We start from the raw sequence: 16,339 nt of genomic DNA on the forward strand, positions 1-16,339 counted from the left end.
AATTTGTTGTATAAAGTTAAATAACTTCCAACCTTATCAACCAAAATTAGCTTATAATTAACGCGTAAAACGATAGTTTTTATAAATAGTTTTTATATTTTTATAGTCTAAATGAATACAAATGACTATTACACAATTACATTACGTTCTCGCCATTGCAGAACATAAGAACTTCACCAAAGCTGCGGAAAAATGTTTCGTTACACAACCCACATTAAGTACGCAAGTCCAGAAATTAGAAGACGAATTAGACATCCAGATTTTTGACAGGAGCAAAAAACCAATTGAGCTAACAGATGTAGGTCGAAAGATTGTACAACAAGCAAAAAACATTGTTGATGAGTCTGACCGTATCCAGGATATCGTAGACCAGCAAAAAGGTTTTATTGGTGGTGAATTTAGAATAGGGATTATCCCAACAGTCATGCCTACGCTTTTACCCATGTTTCTAAAATCGTTTATAAAGAAGTTTCCGAAGGTGAAATTGAAAATAGAAGAGTTAACTACGGAAGAAATCATAACCCGAATCATGGATGGCCACTTAGATGCTGCCATTGCTGCTACACCTTTAGAGCATGATGCTATAAAAGAGCGAGTGCTGTATTACGAACCTTTTGTTGGTTACATCCCACAAGACCATAGATTAAAGGACAAGAAAAAGATCGATGTCTCAGATCTTGATATTGATGACATGTTACTTTTAGAGGATGGCCATTGCTTTAGGGATGGTGTAATCAATCTCTGCAAAGCTTTTAAAAGTCATGAAGATGATGCGTTTCAATTAGAAAGTGGAAGTATAGAAACACTTATAAAACTCTCCAATGAAGGTTTGGGCATGACATTGTTACCTTATTTAAACACATTAGATCTAAACGATAAAATGAGCGAAAGACTCCATCATTTTAATGAGCCTTCTCCTGCAAGGGAAGTAAGTATTATTTACCACAAAAATGAACTCAAAATGCAGATTATTGATGCGCTGCACAATGTGATTTCCGGAATTATTAGAGGTGCTATTGCGTTTCAAAATGTTGAGATTATTAGTCCGTTGCCAAAATAAAAAGTTTTTAATAATTGATTTTGAAATGTTTTTAGTAAAAAAATTAATAACATAATCTAAAAACCAAATTTGACTTTCTAGAAAAAATAGTCGAACTTCGTCTAAAGATTGATAAAAAGCATGAAAATGATTTTTTATCAGAGTTACATTAAACGAAACAAAAAATACAATAAAAAAAAGCGACCGAATGGTCGCTTTTTTCTTTATATAATATAAAGCTATAGTTCTTTAGTTTTTAACAATAACTTTTTGAGTTGATACATAATTACCACTAGTCATTCTCAAAACATAAACACCAGAAGCGATTCGATTTAAATCAATAGTATTTAAACCTGGATTTAGTTCACCTTTAGAAACGACTCCTCCAACAACATTATACATGATGTAATCAAATGAAGTGCTAACGTTTTGCAATTTGATATTTAATACATTATCAACAGCAGGATTTGGAAAAATAACTGGTGTTAAATCATCTGTGGTAGCGATTTCATTAACTCCCAAAGTATTGTTATCTATGCTAATTTCCCAAAGACCACGACCATAAGTTGCAGCTACTAATTTATCTACCGTATAGTTAATTTCTATGTCACTAATATTTACATTTGGTAAGCCTTGACCTAGTTTTTCCCAGTTTCCAGAACCTGTTTTGTAATAAGCTCCAACCTCTGTACCCGCAAACAGAATTTCGTTTGAACCTTGGTTTTGTTTAAAAACAACTTGCGTCATTTTTACATTTGGTAATCCTGCGGAAATGTTAACCCAAGAGCTACCTCCATCTATTGATTTAAACACTTTAGATCCATCAACATAACCGTTTACTGTTGCGTAAATAATATTATTGTTATTTTGATTAACCGATAATGAGTTTAATTTAGCACTAGCTTCAGGCTCTGAAATTGAAGACCATGCAACACCATCGTTACTTGATTTTCTTGCTCCGTTTTCACCAATTACCATTAAGTTATTACCAAACGTTTCTATGTACGAGATTTGTCCTGCTCCAGAGTTTAGGTTTGACCAAGTAGCACCTTTATCTGTTGTTTTATAAACTTCAGCAAAACCACCATATAAAGTTGTTGGTATTGTTGTATTCATTTTAAGTGTCCAAACAAATGGAGCACCAGTTGATGGAGTATTTAAAAAGGTAGCCGAATCATAACTAGGAAAACCAATATCTGTTCTGCTCAAATTACCATTTTGTGATCCTAGATAACGTATTTGTGGATTTGTATAATCTATAGCAGTACACGTACCGTCACCAGCTAAGGCAGAAACCCACTGTAAAGACCCATCTTTCATCTCTAAACTATAACCATCATTATCTTGGTTACCAATAATTTTATGATCTTCACTTTGTGGAGAAATAGCAACAGAATAAATTTGAGTTACTATCACACCATCTGAAATATAGTTTACAGTTGGTTTTTCTTCGGAAATTCCCGAATACGAAAAGTAAATCAAACCGCCATCATTGACTGCCCAAAAATCATAATTCGATCCAGTTTCTGCTCCCATTTCATGAATATCTGCATGACCGTAAGAACCTGCTGAAGAATTATCCTCCCAAGCATTATTCAGTGTAGTATACCAAAACCCTCCATTATCATCAGAATTGATGGCATCAACTCCACCACTTACAATTAAACCGTTTTTTACCGCTAAAGCTTGGTTGTATGTGCCTTGAGCATTGTATCCCGTTGTAGGAACGCCTAAAGAAGTTAACGTTGGAGATGCATCTGCTGGATTATATGTAAATACTTGTCCTGCTTCATTCTGAATATAAAAAATACCCGTTGCAGCATCAGACGTTGATGCGTGTCTTGTAAAACTATTACCTTCAACGATCAACTGGATCCAATTTTCTCCATTATCCGAAGAAAATAAAATTCCTCCCCAACTGTCACAAGCTATGATATTTGATCCGTTTCTATGAAACTTCCCAATAGCTGCATCAGTGTAAGCGTGCGTATATGTGTTTGTCCATGTTGCACCACCATCTGTAGTTTTCTTGATAAATTGATTTGTACCAACAATAACAGTATTGTCATCTATGACGATTAAGTTAGATGTTGTTTCTTGCTCGTCTAAAGTGAAAGACAAACCAGTAGATTGGTAGGTTTCTCCAAAATCTGTAGATTTTAAAACACCTATTGATTTAATATGATCTGCATCGTAATCACCCGTAGAGACATAAATTGTTCCTGGGTTATTTGCGTCATTTGAGCTTCCGTCAAGATCTGTAACACCAATAGCAGCTAATTGATCTAGCTTTGGAGACCAAGTACTTCCATTATCGGTAGATTTCCAAATCCCTCCAACTGGAGCTGTTACAAATAAAACGCTTTGTGCTTCTGGCACTTTGTTGAATTTTTTATAACTCGTAAGTCGTCCCATTTGTGGTGCATTTGAATAACCATTTGCGTCTGGCACAGTTTGCGGTCCTATGTTTGACCATAACTGTGAACTTTGAGTCGATCGACTTAAAGTATTTAAAGAAAGATTTAAAGTTCCATCTGCCTTTAATAATCCTGCATTGTAAAATCCTAATAATTCACTTGGGAAATTACCTTGTAAATCTACACGGTCTTTCCAGTAAAATGCCCATCGCTCAAATTGTTTGATCTTTTTAATATCAGATTTTAGAGTGCTTGTTTTTAAAGGTGCAAGTTCCTGTCGCATTTGATTGACAACCTCAAAGTAATTACTCGACTTTTTTAGAGGTGCGAGTTTGTAGTCTGTTGACTGCGGAAACATCACAAAAGTGATGAATAAAAAGAAAAGAGTAATTGTTTTTTTCATAGTAAATAATGTATTGATTAATAGCTTAAGAAAATGTGCTACAAATATGAATAAGATATAGAGATTTAGGCACAATACTAACTACGCAAATACTACGCACATTAATAAAACCGGTAAAAAAGGAAGGTGTTACTAATTAGCTAAACCTATTTTGAAGATGCTCTGCTAAACTGGTTTGATTAGAATCAATTTCTAATTTTTTGGAAATTCTATAACGTTTACTTTCAACAGACCTTATTGAAGCATTTAGAAAATTTGCTATTTCTATATTTTTGAAACCGGTAAATATGTAGTAACATATTATAATTTCTGAGTCGTTTAATTGTGGATAAGCATTTTTTATATCATTAAAAAAAACAGCGTTTAAATCATTTATCAAATCCAAATGATTTTCCCCATTTTTTAGCTCTGTGGTAGATTTTAGATGGATATCCTTATAAAGTTCTTTTATGTTTTTACGTAATTCTATAGGTTCAGTAATAGTAGATATCATTTTAACGTCGTCTTTGAGTTTTAAAATATACTGTTCTAATCCAACAACTTTTACTTTAAGCTTCTCATTTTTTGATTTTAAGTGTTCAGATTTTTCCTCTCTATTTATGTAGCTAGCAATAATTTTATTAAACTTTTTATAATTTATAATTACTATAGCTAAAAAAACCAATAAAATCAAACAGAGTATAACTATTAAATTTCTATTCAATAGCCTTTTATTAGTCTCACTATCTAGAAGATTCTCAGATTGCTTTAAAGACTCATTGATTTTTAAACTTGCTTCCAAATTTTTATCAATCAAATTAGTTTGGAAAATTGCTAGTGAATCAACATATCGCTTCATATTTTTAGAGTCGCCAACTAGATCATAATAACTGGCATAAAACTTAAAATAGAGCTCAAAATCACTATTACTCATTGCATACTTTAATTCCCTAACCTCGTTTAAATAATATTGTGTTGAATCTGCATCTTTTTTATCAAGATGATAATCGGCAATACATAGATTTATTGAGGATTTATGAAAATCAAGAAGGTATTTGGATATCGTGGTATCTGATTTTAAAGCTTTTATACGATTTAAATACTTATGCGAATTACCTAAATCTTCTTGATGGATATAATTAGAGCTTAGAATAAACAATGCATACAAATAATAATATCCGTCGTCTTTTATGTCTTTATACTTTTGAAGATTTGGTAGAATCAATGAATTGCTCTTATCATAATTTTCTTTATAAAGCTCAACGTATGCATACATTTGCTCCACTTCAATAAGACCATTATAATTATTAGCTTTCTCAAAATATTCTTTTGCTTCTTTTAGATAATTAAAAGCAGTAGAGTCTTTACTTTTACTTAAAAAAAAAGTGTTATAGAATATTTCAATGGAGGCTATTCCAGCAATATCATAGTTTTCTTCAAGCTTTGCATATTTTAATGCCATTAAAAAATCCTGAAAAAGTTCGGCTCTATTATTTGACCTATCACTTATTAAGCCTCTCAAATAATAATAATTTGCTAAATGTCCATCGATATGATTTTCTAAAGGCTTGGGGATGGAATCTAAATATAGTTCTGCCAAATCAGGAAAATCATCAACCTTTATATCTGCGGAATCAACATATCTTAAATAGTTGCTTCTCTCATTTTTCTGAGCATTGAGAATAATGCAGAAAAATAATACAAATACTAAAAAAGAGTTTTTGAACTTATAATTCAATTGTAAATAATTTGTGATTACGTAATAATTGTAAAATTATAAAATATGAATTATGAAACGCTTTTTTAATTGATAAGTTTTTGTTTTCACATAGCTTAATCAATATAAAAAATAAACAACTATTTTAAAATCAAATACATATCAGAATATTCGATTCTATAAAAGATTTTCTAAAAGAATAATTTCAGTTTGTATCATAAAAAAAGCGACAATTAAGTCGCTTTTTTATTATGCTTTTAATAAGATTAAACATTGATCTAATTCAGGGTTTTGCAGAATTAAAGATTTGATATAAATCTTGAGCTCTTCAATTTCGTACGGTAATAATCTTTGAAGTGCTTTTTGTAATTCTTTACAAAACAATGTACTGTCAAAACTGACTTTACTAAGTACAGTTTTCGTGTACTCAAACATTGCTCTTGCCATTATTTTTTAGTTTTAGGTTAAAAAAAGTAGATGTGTTATATAGGCTTTTGTTTTAATTATTACTTTATAAATGTACTAAAAATTTCAAACCCTTTATCGGAAGCGCTAAATTTTAACAGCTAATTAAAAGTTAAAAATAAAGAAACACAAATTACAATCATAAGACAAACTACTGTTTAAGAACTTTTAATGTGTGATTTCCAGAGCTAGAAAACACCTTTAAAAAATAAATTCCAGACTTCAACTCACTTAAATCCATTTGATAATTTGTGCCTTCAAATTTAGAAACCAATATCTCTCTCCCGTTAATATCATAAAGGATTGCTGAATCAATAATAGCATCACTTTCTATTGTTAAGACATCATTTACTGGGTTAGGATATATTTTTGTGTTTAAGACACTAAACTCATTTGTGCTTAACTGCTCTTCGGAAATTTCTGTTGTATAATTGTTAGTAATTATTGGAGCATTAAAATCAAAATAGATTTCTGCTTGGTTAGAAAAGGTATCACCTAAAACTAATGCATCTAAGGTTTTGATTTTGTAAAGTACATAACCATCGTTATTAGCATCGTCAAAGGGTAAATTGATATTTTCAAAAATGAACTCGACATCATTTTGTGCATTTATTCTCGTATAAAAGTCGTGGCTTCCGTTTACAGGTAAAAGAGAATTTATATCAAACTTTGAAATGTCTATAGTGTTTTTTACGACTATATTAGTTGCGTTAGCAGTACCCAAGTTTTCAAAGCGAATAAGATAATCAACATATTCTCCAACTTTATCAGGAGTAATATTTTCACCTTGCAAACAAGTAATGTCATTAGGGTCGAAAGAATTAACGACTATTTGTTTTAAACCACTATCGTTATTATTTGGGGTTTCATCACCAACTAAAGGATAGACTGTAGCACTAAAATTTAGCTCGTCTCCAGAATTTAATGGAAAATTAGCATCTATTGGTGTGTTATGATTCATTGTAATCAATATTTGTCTTATCTCAAAAGGAATTAAGTTTTCATAATCCCAAGACAACAAATCGTCTGTAATACTATTCGCAGTTGGTGTTGAAGACACATATGTCATAAAATCACTATCAAAAATATAATCAAACTCGACAAATCCCGAAATTGGTGCATTACCTACATTTTTATATAGTATTCTATAGCTAGAATTAAAACCAGGAACAGCCTGACTGTCTGGTATAATAGATATTTCTAAATCATTAACATTCCCGTTTGAATTTATACAGATATCTTGGTTAAAAGGGCTATTTTCCGAAGGAAAAATTACAGAAACGGTATTAGGATTTACTGTAAAATTATTACTACTCAGAACGGGTGTTACAGTATAAGTACCTTCTGGTAGCGGAATACTATAATTGCCAGATGAGTTTGCAATAAGCGTCCCAGTATCTGAGCCATCAAATATGTTGAATTTCAAATTTGGAAATGACAAATCATCTACATCACAACCGTCGAGATCAAAGTCAAAAAACGCTGAACCCTCAATAACATAATAGTCTCCGCCTGGCGTAAATGAACAGTAACTATTAATAATTGGTGTACTATTTGAAAAATCATCTGGAGTTATCGTATCCATCTGAAAGTCATTAATGCACAAATACACTATGTTTAAGTCATCTATTCTGAAAATAGCTGGTTGCGGACTATTATTTTTTAAGTTTAGAAAATCTATAGAACCTTGATCTTGATCAAGATCCAAGTAATTTAAATTGTTATTATTGCTTAAATCGAGAATTTCCATATCTACCAAATCAATGACTAAAGTTTCTAAATTGGTACATTCTGAAACATTCAAAACGTTTAAAACTTGATCTTCTATCCGTAAAGATTCCATGTTAGGATTCGAGCTAAAATCTAATTCAGTAATATTTGTAGCAAATAGCCTAAATATTTCTAAGTTTATATTGTTGGCAATGTCAACTTGTGATATAGAGCTGCCAAAAACATCGAACGTCTTTAAACTAATGATATCACTTATATTTATATCTATAAGTGATAAATTAGTTGATAAATAAAGTTCTTCAAAATTATTGCAATTACAATCGCTAAATCCTAACGTTGTAAAATTATCGTTTTCGTTATTGATTATATCTAATCTATTGAGGCTTGACATATCTATTAAATTTAACTCTGGAAATGATACGTTACCAAGCTGTAGTCTTTCTAAATTTATATAATTCTGAAATATTAGAGTGTTTGAAAATGTTGCGTCTGATAAATATAATTCTACCAAGTTTATAAAACTATCCAGACCTTCAATTGATGTTACATCACCTGCAGCTTGATTGATATTTAATATTGTAATAAGCTCTGCTTCTGTATTTTGAATTTCGCCATCACCATTAGTATCAATAGCTGGCGCATAATTTAATAATGCGTCTTTTAAGATTGGATCAGGAATATTAACAATTTGAGCATTTGCAAAAACAAATGAAAAAACAAAAAATGCAAATAGAAATCTTAATCTCATAGATTAGAAGATATTAATTTATTTCGTAAAACTAATAAAGGTTGTGTATGCACACAACCTTTATTATATATAATTGATAAGTAACTTTTAAAACCGATTATCACCATCCAAAATATCACCTAATCCTCCAAGGATACTTCCTTCTCCTTTACTATTTCCACCTTTTGGTAATGATGCCAATACCCGATCTGCCAATCTGCTAAAGGGAAGTGATTGTATGTAGACAACTCCTGGTCCCTGAAGCTTTGCATAAAATAATCCTTCTCCTCCAAATACTTTGTTTTTTATACCACCAATAAATTCTATATCGTAATCAATATCTTGGGTAAAACCAATAATACAACCTGTATCTACTCTTAAAATTTCTTCAGATTGCAGAACTTTCCTAGCTGTTGTTCCGCCAGCATGAACAAATGCCATCCCATCGCCTTCTAGTTTTTGCATGATAAAGCCTTCGCCACCAAAAAGTCCGCGACCTAATTTTTTAGAAAATTCAATACCAACGCTAACGCCTTTTGCTGCACAAAGGAATGCATCTTTTTGGCAGATAAATTTACCTCGATATTCTGTAAGGTCTATTGGGATAATTTTTCCTGGATAAGGCGAAGCAAAAGAGACGTTTCGCTTGCCTGAGAGATTATTGTAAAATGCAGTCATAAATAAGTTCTCTCCTGTGAGAATACGTTTTCCTGCACCTAAGATTTTCCTGAAGAAACCAGAATCCTTCTCAGAACCGTCTCCAAAAATGGTTTCCATTTTGATACCATCGTCCATCATCATAAAGCTACCTGCTTCTGCGATAACGCCTTCTTGAGGATCGAGTTCTATCTCGACGTACTGCATTTCTTCTCCGTAAATTCTGTAATCGATTTCGTGTGATGTCATTTTTTGATTGTTTATTTGTTGAGTTGCTTATATGTTGATTCGTTTTTCATTTTGTTACAAAACTTTAATTTTTAACCTTAAGCGTCCACTCAAAATTAAAATCTGAAACTTGCACTCCCTCATTATTAATACCTTTAGAATTTAACCAAACCGTTTGCCCTTCTCCCGTACTTATTGCTTTTTCAATCGTATTGTCTATTAGTTGGCCTTCGTTACAGGTAAATGTAATTCTACCAGTTGCCTTTTTTGTAAATGATGCATTATTATTGGCAACAAGCATTGATATTTTCTTTCCGCTTGTTCTAATTTTTGACATCACCAACGCTCCTGTTGTCAACTCTGCTGCCATACCTTGAACTGCCCAAAACATAGAATTAAATGGATTTTGATTAAGCCATCTGTGCTTTACCGAAACTACACAGGTCGTATCATTTAACAGTTTTGTGCGTACTCCGCAAAAATAGGCAGATGGTAATTTGAACAATAAAAAGGTATTAAGTTTACTTGGCGAAACGTTCATATATACTGGATATTTCAGCTAATTTATTGAAAATAATCCAGATATCAATTTGTTAATATTATGTTAAATTTAAGTACTATGCGTAACATAATACCTTTTTAAAGACATATATTTGTATAAGAAATTACTATATGCTTTTCAATCATGACAACTAATCATCAAAAAAACATCGCCACTTTTATTCATTTATCAACCTTTAGCAGGTTTTTAATTCCGTTAGGAAACTTTATAGGACCAATCGTTTTATGGATCATGAATAAAGACAAATCTGAATTTATAGATACCCACGGTAAACAAGCCATCAATTTTCAAATTAGCATTTTATTGTATGCTTTGGTTATTGGGACTTTAACAATTCCGTTTTTCATTTTCAAGTTTTTTAGTGGCATGGATTTTATCGACTTTAATGGATTTCATGATTTACACATCAACATCAACGAGCCCTCTCCTCTATTGTTGATTTCGGGAGGTATTTTAGGATTTCTTGCGGTTGTAGGATTTATTCTCGAGCTCGTTTTTATTGTCGTGGCTAGCTTAAAGGCGAGGGACGGTGAGATTTATGAATACCCGTTAACCATACAATTTTTAAAATAAATATCATGCGAATTAATCACTCGCTCTTTATAAGTAACCATCAAATTTAAAATCAAAAAATGAACAGTTTATTAAAATTTAATGTCTTCGGAAATTGGACACTACTATCAACGTCTGTTTTCAATTCTAAAAGTTTGGAGATGGCACATTTCCGAAGATATTTAAAAAACAACAGGAACAACTTATGAAAATAGAAAACACAAAGGCACAGATGCGAAAAGGTGTATTAGAATACTGCATTTTGTCGGTATTAAAAGATGACGATGCTTATGTAGCAGAAATCTTAGAAACACTTAAGGACGCAAAACTGCTTGTGGTAGAAGGTACAATTTATCCGCTGCTCACAAGGCTCAAAAATGCAGGATTGCTCAACTACCGTTGGGAAGAATCCACCTCTGGACCGCCAAGAAAATATTACGGTCTCACAGAAACCGGTCAACTGTTTTTAAAAGAACTAACAACAACCTGGACCGAATTACAAAATGCAGTTAACATAGTAACAAGACACAAAAACACGAAATAATGAATAAAACAGTCAACATAAATTTAGCAGGTATATTTTTTCACATAGATGAAGATGCTTACCTAAAATTGCAACGCTATCTTGAGGCTATAAAACGTTCATTTACAGACTCTCAAGGTCGCTCTGAAATCATAGCAGATATTGAAGCCCGTATTGCCGAATTATTTGGCGAGCGTGTACAAAATGAAAGACAGGTTATTGGTAACAAAGAGGTCGAAGAGGTTATTACTATAATGGGACAGCCTGAAGACTATATCGTTGATGATGAAATATTTGAAGACGAACCTCAACGTCAATATTCAAATTCTTACAAAGGCAACTCGAGATCTAAAAAATTGTTTAGAGATACAGATAACTCTTATATTGGAGGTGTATCCTCTGGTCTTGCCCACTACTTTGGTATCGATGCCTTGTGGGTACGTTTAATTTGGATTCTACTTATTTTTGGAGCAGGAACCGGTGTTTTACTTTACATCTTACTTTGGATTTTTGTACCAGAAGCCACTACAACTTCAGAAAAATTACAGATGAAAGGAGAGCAGGTCAATATCTCAAACATTGAAAAAAAAATCAAGGACGGATTTGATAGTGTCTCAAGCGCAGTTCAAAATGTAGATTTCAAAAAACATGGCGACAAAATCAAGGAAGGTATTGATCATGTTTCAGATTCTATTCAAGAAGGTGTAAAAAAAGCAGATTTTCCTCGTCAGGGCGAGCGCATTAAATCATCATCAAGTTCGTTTTTTGAAGCTATCGGTAATATTTTTATGTTTTTTCTGAAAATATTTGCAAAGTTCTTTGGCTTAATATTAATGTTTGTAGGTGCTGTAACCATTATTTCACTTTTGGTAAGTCTGTTTAGTCTTAATTTAATGGACAATGTTCATTTTCCTGGTATGAATCTATTTGATGTTACAGATGCAACGGGAATGCCAGTTTGGTTGATGTCTTTACTATTGTTCTTTTTCTTCGGAATCATCGCTTTCTTCGTGTTCTATCTAGGATTAAAAATATTGATCTCCAATATGAAATCCATTGGCAAAATGGCTAAATACACATTGCTGGGTTTGTGGTTCATTTCATTTATAACGCTTTCTATAACGTTTATAAAATTCGGTCTAACCTATAAAGAAGAAGGTTCTTTCATCAAAACCGAAAAACTGGCTTCTATCACAGCAAATGATACATTAACTATTAGAATGACCAATAATGATTTAATACATAGCAGCTATTCTAGGCAATTCCACAATTTTGAAACCGCTTACAATGATAATGATGAAAAGATTTTATATAATCAAGCTATTAGACTAATCGTGAGATCTACAAAAGATAGTATTGCCAAAATAAGGATTGAGCGTAGCGCAAGAGGTGTAGATTTTGAAAATGCCAAAAATAGAGCGACTAAAATAAGATATAATTACGCATTGGCTAACAATGAGTTATTATTAGACAACTATTTAACCATACCGCTTGATGAGAGCAGAAAAGACCAAAAAGTAACCATAACGGTATATCTACCAGAAGGAACTGTGCTTTATGCAGATAAGAACACATACCATTATCACAGTAATGATTATTACTATAACGACATTTTAGACCATAATATGGAAGAACATTATCTCAAAATTATTACCAATGACGTAGAATGTTTGGATTGCCCGGAAGAAGAGCTCAATACCAATAACGACCAAAACGGAATCCAGGTCAATGAAAATGGCATCAAAGCAAAGTCTGATTCTAATGCCATTGAAATTGATGATAATGGCATTAAGGCAGAAACCGACAATGTACGGGTCAACATAGACGAAGATGGTATTAATATCACTACCGAAAATGACGATAATTAACAATTCAACCCAATCAATCAACGGTTCAGGTATTAAAAATTTAGCTAACCAACCATTTTTTTAATATTTGAACTATAACAATCAACCATTACTGATTAATTTCAGTATTAAATCAATCAAAATGAGCACACTAACAAAAATCACAATCACAGTTATTATAAGTTTATTATTAACTTCTTGTCTCAATATCAACTTTAATAATGGCGTTAATGGAAACGGAAATGTCTCTACAATAGAGCGAACATTAGATACAGATTTTAACCAAATTGCAGTAAGCAAAGGGTTAGATGTTTATCTAACCCAAAGTGATACGAAATCACTAAAAGTACAGGCAGATGAGAATTTACATGACATTATTATTACTGAAATAGAAAATGGTGTACTAAAAATCTATGCTGAAAAAAATATAGGTTCTTCGGAATCTAAAAAAGTAATGGTCAACGTTAACGATCTTGCATCTATTTCTGCAACTAGTGGTAGCGATGTCTACTCTACAAATACCATTATGGCAGATGCTATTCGTATATCATCTACGAGTGGAGCAGATATAGAGATTGATCTGGAAGCAGAATCAACTGTACTTGCATCTACCAGTGGAAGCGACATCAAGGTTACAGGAAACACAAATACATTAAGTGCAGCTGCTACAAGTGGCAGTGATATTAATGCCAGAGACTTAATCTCTAAAAATTGTTCTGCATCTGTGACAAGTGGAGCCGATGTAGCAATATATGTGGAAGAAAAACTTACTGCGAGTGCAACCAGTGGTGGTGACATAAAATATTACGGAAACCCAAAAAACACAAGTATTAGCGACGCTATTTCTGGTAACGTTAAAAAGCAATAAACCCATAAAACAACCAATCAATCAACTGGTTTTTTAAAACCATTTCAAACGTAAATCAAGTTTGGGATGGTTTTTGTTTTATATTTGTTCTAATACTTAACAAATTAAAATGAAAAACATTACTGTACTCCTATTGCTTGTTTTTGGTTTTAGCAACTATATTTTTGCTCAAGACTTAGAAAAAATAAAAGGCGATAGAGAATTAACTATTGAGCAAACTTATATTGATGGGTTTAAAACAATAGTTGTAGGAGGTGATTTTGAAGTAGAATTATTTTATAACAAAAAACCTTCCGTAGAAATTGAAACCGATGGCAATCTTCATGAATATATTGATGTAAATGTTGTTGACAGTATTTTAACGATCACAACATCCCGTGAGATTCGTGCTAAAAAACTCAACGTAAAAGTAAACTACGGTGATGCTTTTTCTAATATTGAAGTTAAAGACGATGCTGAAGTTCGCTCACTTACCTCTTTGGAACTCAAAAACGCTAGTTTAAAAACCACTGGATCTGCTAGGGCTTACCTAAACATCAAAGCTAATAGTTTTGATTATTCAAGTACTGAAAAGTCTAAAGTAAAGCTCAATGTCACTGCACCTAAAGTTTCGGTAATAATTAGTGACAATACCAAAATGGACGCACTAATTAATGCTACAGACGTTAAGATTGACCTGTACCAACGTGCCAGTGCGGATATTGAGGGCACCATTACAAACCTAAATGTAAGAGCAGATAATAACTCACAATTAAACGGTAAAGACTTTACGACGAAAAACTGTACAGTAATTGCTGAAATGGATAGCGACCTATACTTAGAAGTATTGGAAAATATAACGATTGATGCCTCTGGGGACAGTGAGATTTATCTCTTCGGAAATCCAAAGATTACGATCAATACCTTTACGGGAACGGTTAAGCTAGAAAAGAAAGAGAAGTAGAGTTTTCCAATTTCCGAAGTAAAAAATAAAAAAAAATCCGAAGTTTTTGAGCTTCGGATTTTTTTGTATATCTGTATCAACATTTGGTTAGTAAACCGGAGTAGTAACCTCAAAGTCTGATTCTTTTGCTGCCAGATAACGCTCTGCATCTAAGGCTGCCATACAGCCAGTTCCTGCTGCTGTAACCGCTTGACGATACACATGATCTGCTGCATCACCAGACACAAAAACACCTTCGATATTTGTTTTTGAAGTACCTGGAGTATTAATGATATAACCGGTTGCATCTAACTTTAAGAAATCTTTAAAGATATCTGTATTTGGTTTGTGACCTATAGCTACGAAGAATCCTGTTGCTGGAATCTCAAACGTGTGATTAGTCTGGTTATTTACTGCTCTAACGCCAGTTACTACTTGTCCGTCCCCTAAAACCTCTTCGGTTTCTGTATTGAAAAGTATCTCTATGTTTTTTGTATTCTTCACTCTGTTTGCCATAATCTTAGAAGCTCTAAACTCGTCCTTACGAACCAACATGGTTACTTTTTTACAAAGTTTTGAAAGGTAATGTGCTTCTTCACAAGCGCTATCTCCTGCTCCAACAATTACAACTTCTTGGTTTTTATAAAAGAACCCATCACAAACAGCACAAGCGGAAACGCCTCCACCTAATTTGAGATATTTTTGTTCAGAATCTAAGCCTAAGTATTTAGCAGATGCTCCTGTAGAAATTATAACTGTTTTACAGTGGATTTCGTTAGTTTCATTAACCCATATTTTATGTGTATCTCCATCAAAATCAACTTTAGTCACCCAACCGTCACGAATGTCTGTACCAAAACGGGCTGCTTGGTTTTGCAACTCGATCATCATGGCTGGACCTGTGATACCGTCTGGATATCCTGGAAAATTTTCTACTTCATTGGTTGTTGTTAACTGTCCGCCTGGTTGTGTGCCTTGATATAGTACAGGTTCCATATTTGCTCTTGCTGCATAAATTGCTGCTGTATAACCAGCAGGACCTGACCCTATGATAAGACATTTTACTTTTTCTATTGTATCTGACATGTTTTTGAATTTCAGTTTAAGTATAGCAAAAGTAGGATTTTTGATGAAAATCTTACATCAAAGTTATTAACAGTAGTTATATAATCATTACTATTTTCTATATGAAGATTATATATTATGGGTTAATCATAAATCTTTTTGAGTTAATGAAACTTACGTACTACATTTATCTTAATTTTGTAAATAAAGTAAAATGAGTACAATATCAAAACATCACAATATGATTAAATTATACTACAGTTCAGAGTCTTCGGTTGGAAAGCAATCTCTTGGCTATGTTGACGCATCTTCAAAGGAAATACTTGCAATTGATGTAACAAAGACAAACGTTACCGGTACACAATGGAAGGACTTAGCCACCCATTTGGGAGTTACTATTGGAGATCTTATTGATAAGGAACATCCTGCTTTTGTTAAAAATTATGACACAGATACTAGTCTTGACGAAAATGGCTGGATCAAGGTTTTAAACAATAATCCCGAAGTTCTAAATTACCCAATAATGATATTGGGAGAGAAGCATTATCAAATTGAAAATCCGTCTGATATTGAAAAACTTCTAGAAACAAACAGTAAAGGGATTGACGAAAAGAAACACATATAATCGCCTTTTATC

General features: G+C 32.6%; 14 protein-coding genes. 7 read left to right on the forward strand and 7 right to left on the reverse strand.

The window, feature by feature from the left end:
- Positions 1–121 precede the first annotated feature (121 nt).
- Entirely contained in the window at positions 122–1,060 is a 939-nt protein-coding gene (locus GQ40_RS08665; RefSeq protein ID WP_047547568.1) for a LysR substrate-binding domain-containing protein, read from the forward strand.
- Positions 1,061–1,288: 228 nt separating this feature from the next.
- Here GQ40_RS08665 and GQ40_RS08670 read toward each other — a convergent pair whose 3' ends face one another.
- From GQ40_RS08670 to GQ40_RS08695, 6 genes are all read right to left on the reverse strand, one after another.
- Positions 1,289–3,859, reverse strand: a complete 2,571-nt coding sequence (locus tag GQ40_RS08670) for a T9SS type A sorting domain-containing protein (RefSeq protein WP_047547570.1) — start codon at positions 3,857–3,859, stop codon at positions 1,289–1,291.
- 136 nt (positions 3,860–3,995) lie between these two features.
- Positions 3,996–5,576 (reverse strand): helix-turn-helix transcriptional regulator, encoded by a 1,581-nt coding sequence (locus GQ40_RS08675; protein WP_047547572.1) that lies wholly within the window; start codon positions 5,574–5,576, stop codon positions 3,996–3,998.
- Positions 5,577–5,804: 228 nt separating this feature from the next.
- Positions 5,805–6,002: a hypothetical protein gene (locus tag GQ40_RS08680; RefSeq protein WP_047547574.1), complete on the reverse strand. Its 198-nt coding sequence runs from the start codon at positions 6,000–6,002 to the stop codon at positions 5,805–5,807.
- Between the two features lie 169 nt (positions 6,003–6,171).
- On the reverse strand, positions 6,172–8,499 hold the full coding sequence (locus GQ40_RS17130) for a T9SS type A sorting domain-containing protein (protein WP_052184205.1): 2,328 nt from the start codon (positions 8,497–8,499) through the stop codon (positions 6,172–6,174).
- An 87-nt stretch (positions 8,500–8,586) separates the two neighbouring features.
- On the reverse strand, positions 8,587–9,384 hold the full coding sequence (locus GQ40_RS08690) for a TIGR00266 family protein (protein ID WP_047547576.1): 798 nt from the start codon (positions 9,382–9,384) through the stop codon (positions 8,587–8,589).
- Positions 9,385–9,448: 64 nt separating this feature from the next.
- Positions 9,449–9,904, reverse strand: coding sequence for a DUF4442 domain-containing protein (locus tag GQ40_RS08695; RefSeq protein ID WP_047547578.1), 456 nt, complete (start codon positions 9,902–9,904; stop codon positions 9,449–9,451).
- A gap of 144 nt (positions 9,905–10,048) precedes the next feature.
- Between GQ40_RS08695 and GQ40_RS08700 the strand changes: the two genes are divergently transcribed.
- The 5 genes from GQ40_RS08700 to GQ40_RS08720 all read left to right on the forward strand — a co-directional run bounded on the left by GQ40_RS08700 (position 10,049) and on the right by GQ40_RS08720 (position 14,658).
- Complete coding sequence (locus GQ40_RS08700) at positions 10,049–10,498, forward strand: DUF4870 domain-containing protein (protein ID WP_047547580.1); 450 nt, start codon at positions 10,049–10,051, stop codon at positions 10,496–10,498.
- Between the two features lie 184 nt (positions 10,499–10,682).
- Complete coding sequence (locus GQ40_RS08705) at positions 10,683–11,021, forward strand: PadR family transcriptional regulator (RefSeq protein WP_047547582.1); 339 nt, start codon at positions 10,683–10,685, stop codon at positions 11,019–11,021.
- On the forward strand, positions 11,021–12,868 hold the full coding sequence (locus GQ40_RS08710; protein WP_047547584.1) for a PspC domain-containing protein: 1,848 nt from the start codon (positions 11,021–11,023) through the stop codon (positions 12,866–12,868). The genes GQ40_RS08705 and GQ40_RS08710 overlap by 1 nt, the downstream gene beginning before the upstream one ends.
- Before the next feature lie 121 nt (positions 12,869–12,989).
- The gene (locus GQ40_RS08715; protein ID WP_047547586.1) at positions 12,990–13,715 is read left to right on the forward strand and encodes a head GIN domain-containing protein; all 726 of its coding nucleotides are present in this window, start codon (positions 12,990–12,992) and stop codon (positions 13,713–13,715) included.
- A gap of 109 nt (positions 13,716–13,824) precedes the next feature.
- Positions 13,825–14,658, forward strand: a complete 834-nt coding sequence (locus tag GQ40_RS08720) for a GIN domain-containing protein (protein ID WP_052184206.1) — start codon at positions 13,825–13,827, stop codon at positions 14,656–14,658.
- Positions 14,659–14,745: 87 nt separating this feature from the next.
- Here GQ40_RS08720 and trxB read toward each other — a convergent pair whose 3' ends face one another.
- Positions 14,746–15,723, reverse strand: a complete 978-nt coding sequence (gene trxB / locus GQ40_RS08725; RefSeq protein WP_047547587.1) for a thioredoxin-disulfide reductase — start codon at positions 15,721–15,723, stop codon at positions 14,746–14,748.
- Positions 15,724–15,943: 220 nt separating this feature from the next.
- On the opposite strand from trxB, the gene GQ40_RS08730 reads away from it, so the two are divergent.
- On the forward strand, positions 15,944–16,327 hold the full coding sequence (locus GQ40_RS08730) for an arsenate reductase family protein (RefSeq protein ID WP_156115559.1): 384 nt from the start codon (positions 15,944–15,946) through the stop codon (positions 16,325–16,327).
- The last annotated feature ends 12 nt before the right edge of the window (positions 16,328–16,339 follow it).

Origin of the sequence: Psychroserpens sp. Hel_I_66, assembly GCF_000799465.1 — a bacterium.
Classification (GTDB): Bacteria; Bacteroidota; Bacteroidia; order Flavobacteriales; family Flavobacteriaceae; genus Psychroserpens.

What these genes read in the sequence shown, in the direction of transcription:
- GQ40_RS08700 (WP_047547580.1), top strand. Translation starts at nt 10,049, where the DNA reads ATGACAACTAATCATCAAAAAAACATCGCCACTTTTATTCATTTATCA.
- GQ40_RS08665 (WP_047547568.1), top strand. Translation starts at nt 122, where the DNA reads ATGACTATTACACAATTACATTACGTTCTCGCCATTGCAGAACATAAG.
- GQ40_RS08670 (WP_047547570.1), bottom strand. Translation starts at nt 3,859, where the DNA reads ATGAAAAAAACAATTACTCTTTTCTTTTTATTCATCACTTTTGTGATG.
- GQ40_RS08705 (WP_047547582.1), top strand. Translation starts at nt 10,683, where the DNA reads ATGAAAATAGAAAACACAAAGGCACAGATGCGAAAAGGTGTATTAGAA.
- GQ40_RS08695 (WP_047547578.1), bottom strand. Translation starts at nt 9,904, where the DNA reads ATGAACGTTTCGCCAAGTAAACTTAATACCTTTTTATTGTTCAAATTA.
- GQ40_RS08690 (WP_047547576.1), bottom strand. Translation starts at nt 9,384, where the DNA reads ATGACATCACACGAAATCGATTACAGAATTTACGGAGAAGAAATGCAG.
- GQ40_RS08710 (WP_047547584.1), top strand. Translation starts at nt 11,021, where the DNA reads ATGAATAAAACAGTCAACATAAATTTAGCAGGTATATTTTTTCACATA.
- trxB (WP_047547587.1), bottom strand. Translation starts at nt 15,723, where the DNA reads ATGTCAGATACAATAGAAAAAGTAAAATGTCTTATCATAGGGTCAGGT.
- GQ40_RS17130 (WP_052184205.1), bottom strand. Translation starts at nt 8,499, where the DNA reads ATGAGATTAAGATTTCTATTTGCATTTTTTGTTTTTTCATTTGTTTTT.
- GQ40_RS08720 (WP_052184206.1), top strand. Translation starts at nt 13,825, where the DNA reads ATGAAAAACATTACTGTACTCCTATTGCTTGTTTTTGGTTTTAGCAAC.
- GQ40_RS08730 (WP_156115559.1), top strand. Translation starts at nt 15,944, where the DNA reads ATGATTAAATTATACTACAGTTCAGAGTCTTCGGTTGGAAAGCAATCT.
- GQ40_RS08680 (WP_047547574.1), bottom strand. Translation starts at nt 6,002, where the DNA reads ATGGCAAGAGCAATGTTTGAGTACACGAAAACTGTACTTAGTAAAGTC.
- GQ40_RS08715 (WP_047547586.1), top strand. Translation starts at nt 12,990, where the DNA reads ATGAGCACACTAACAAAAATCACAATCACAGTTATTATAAGTTTATTA.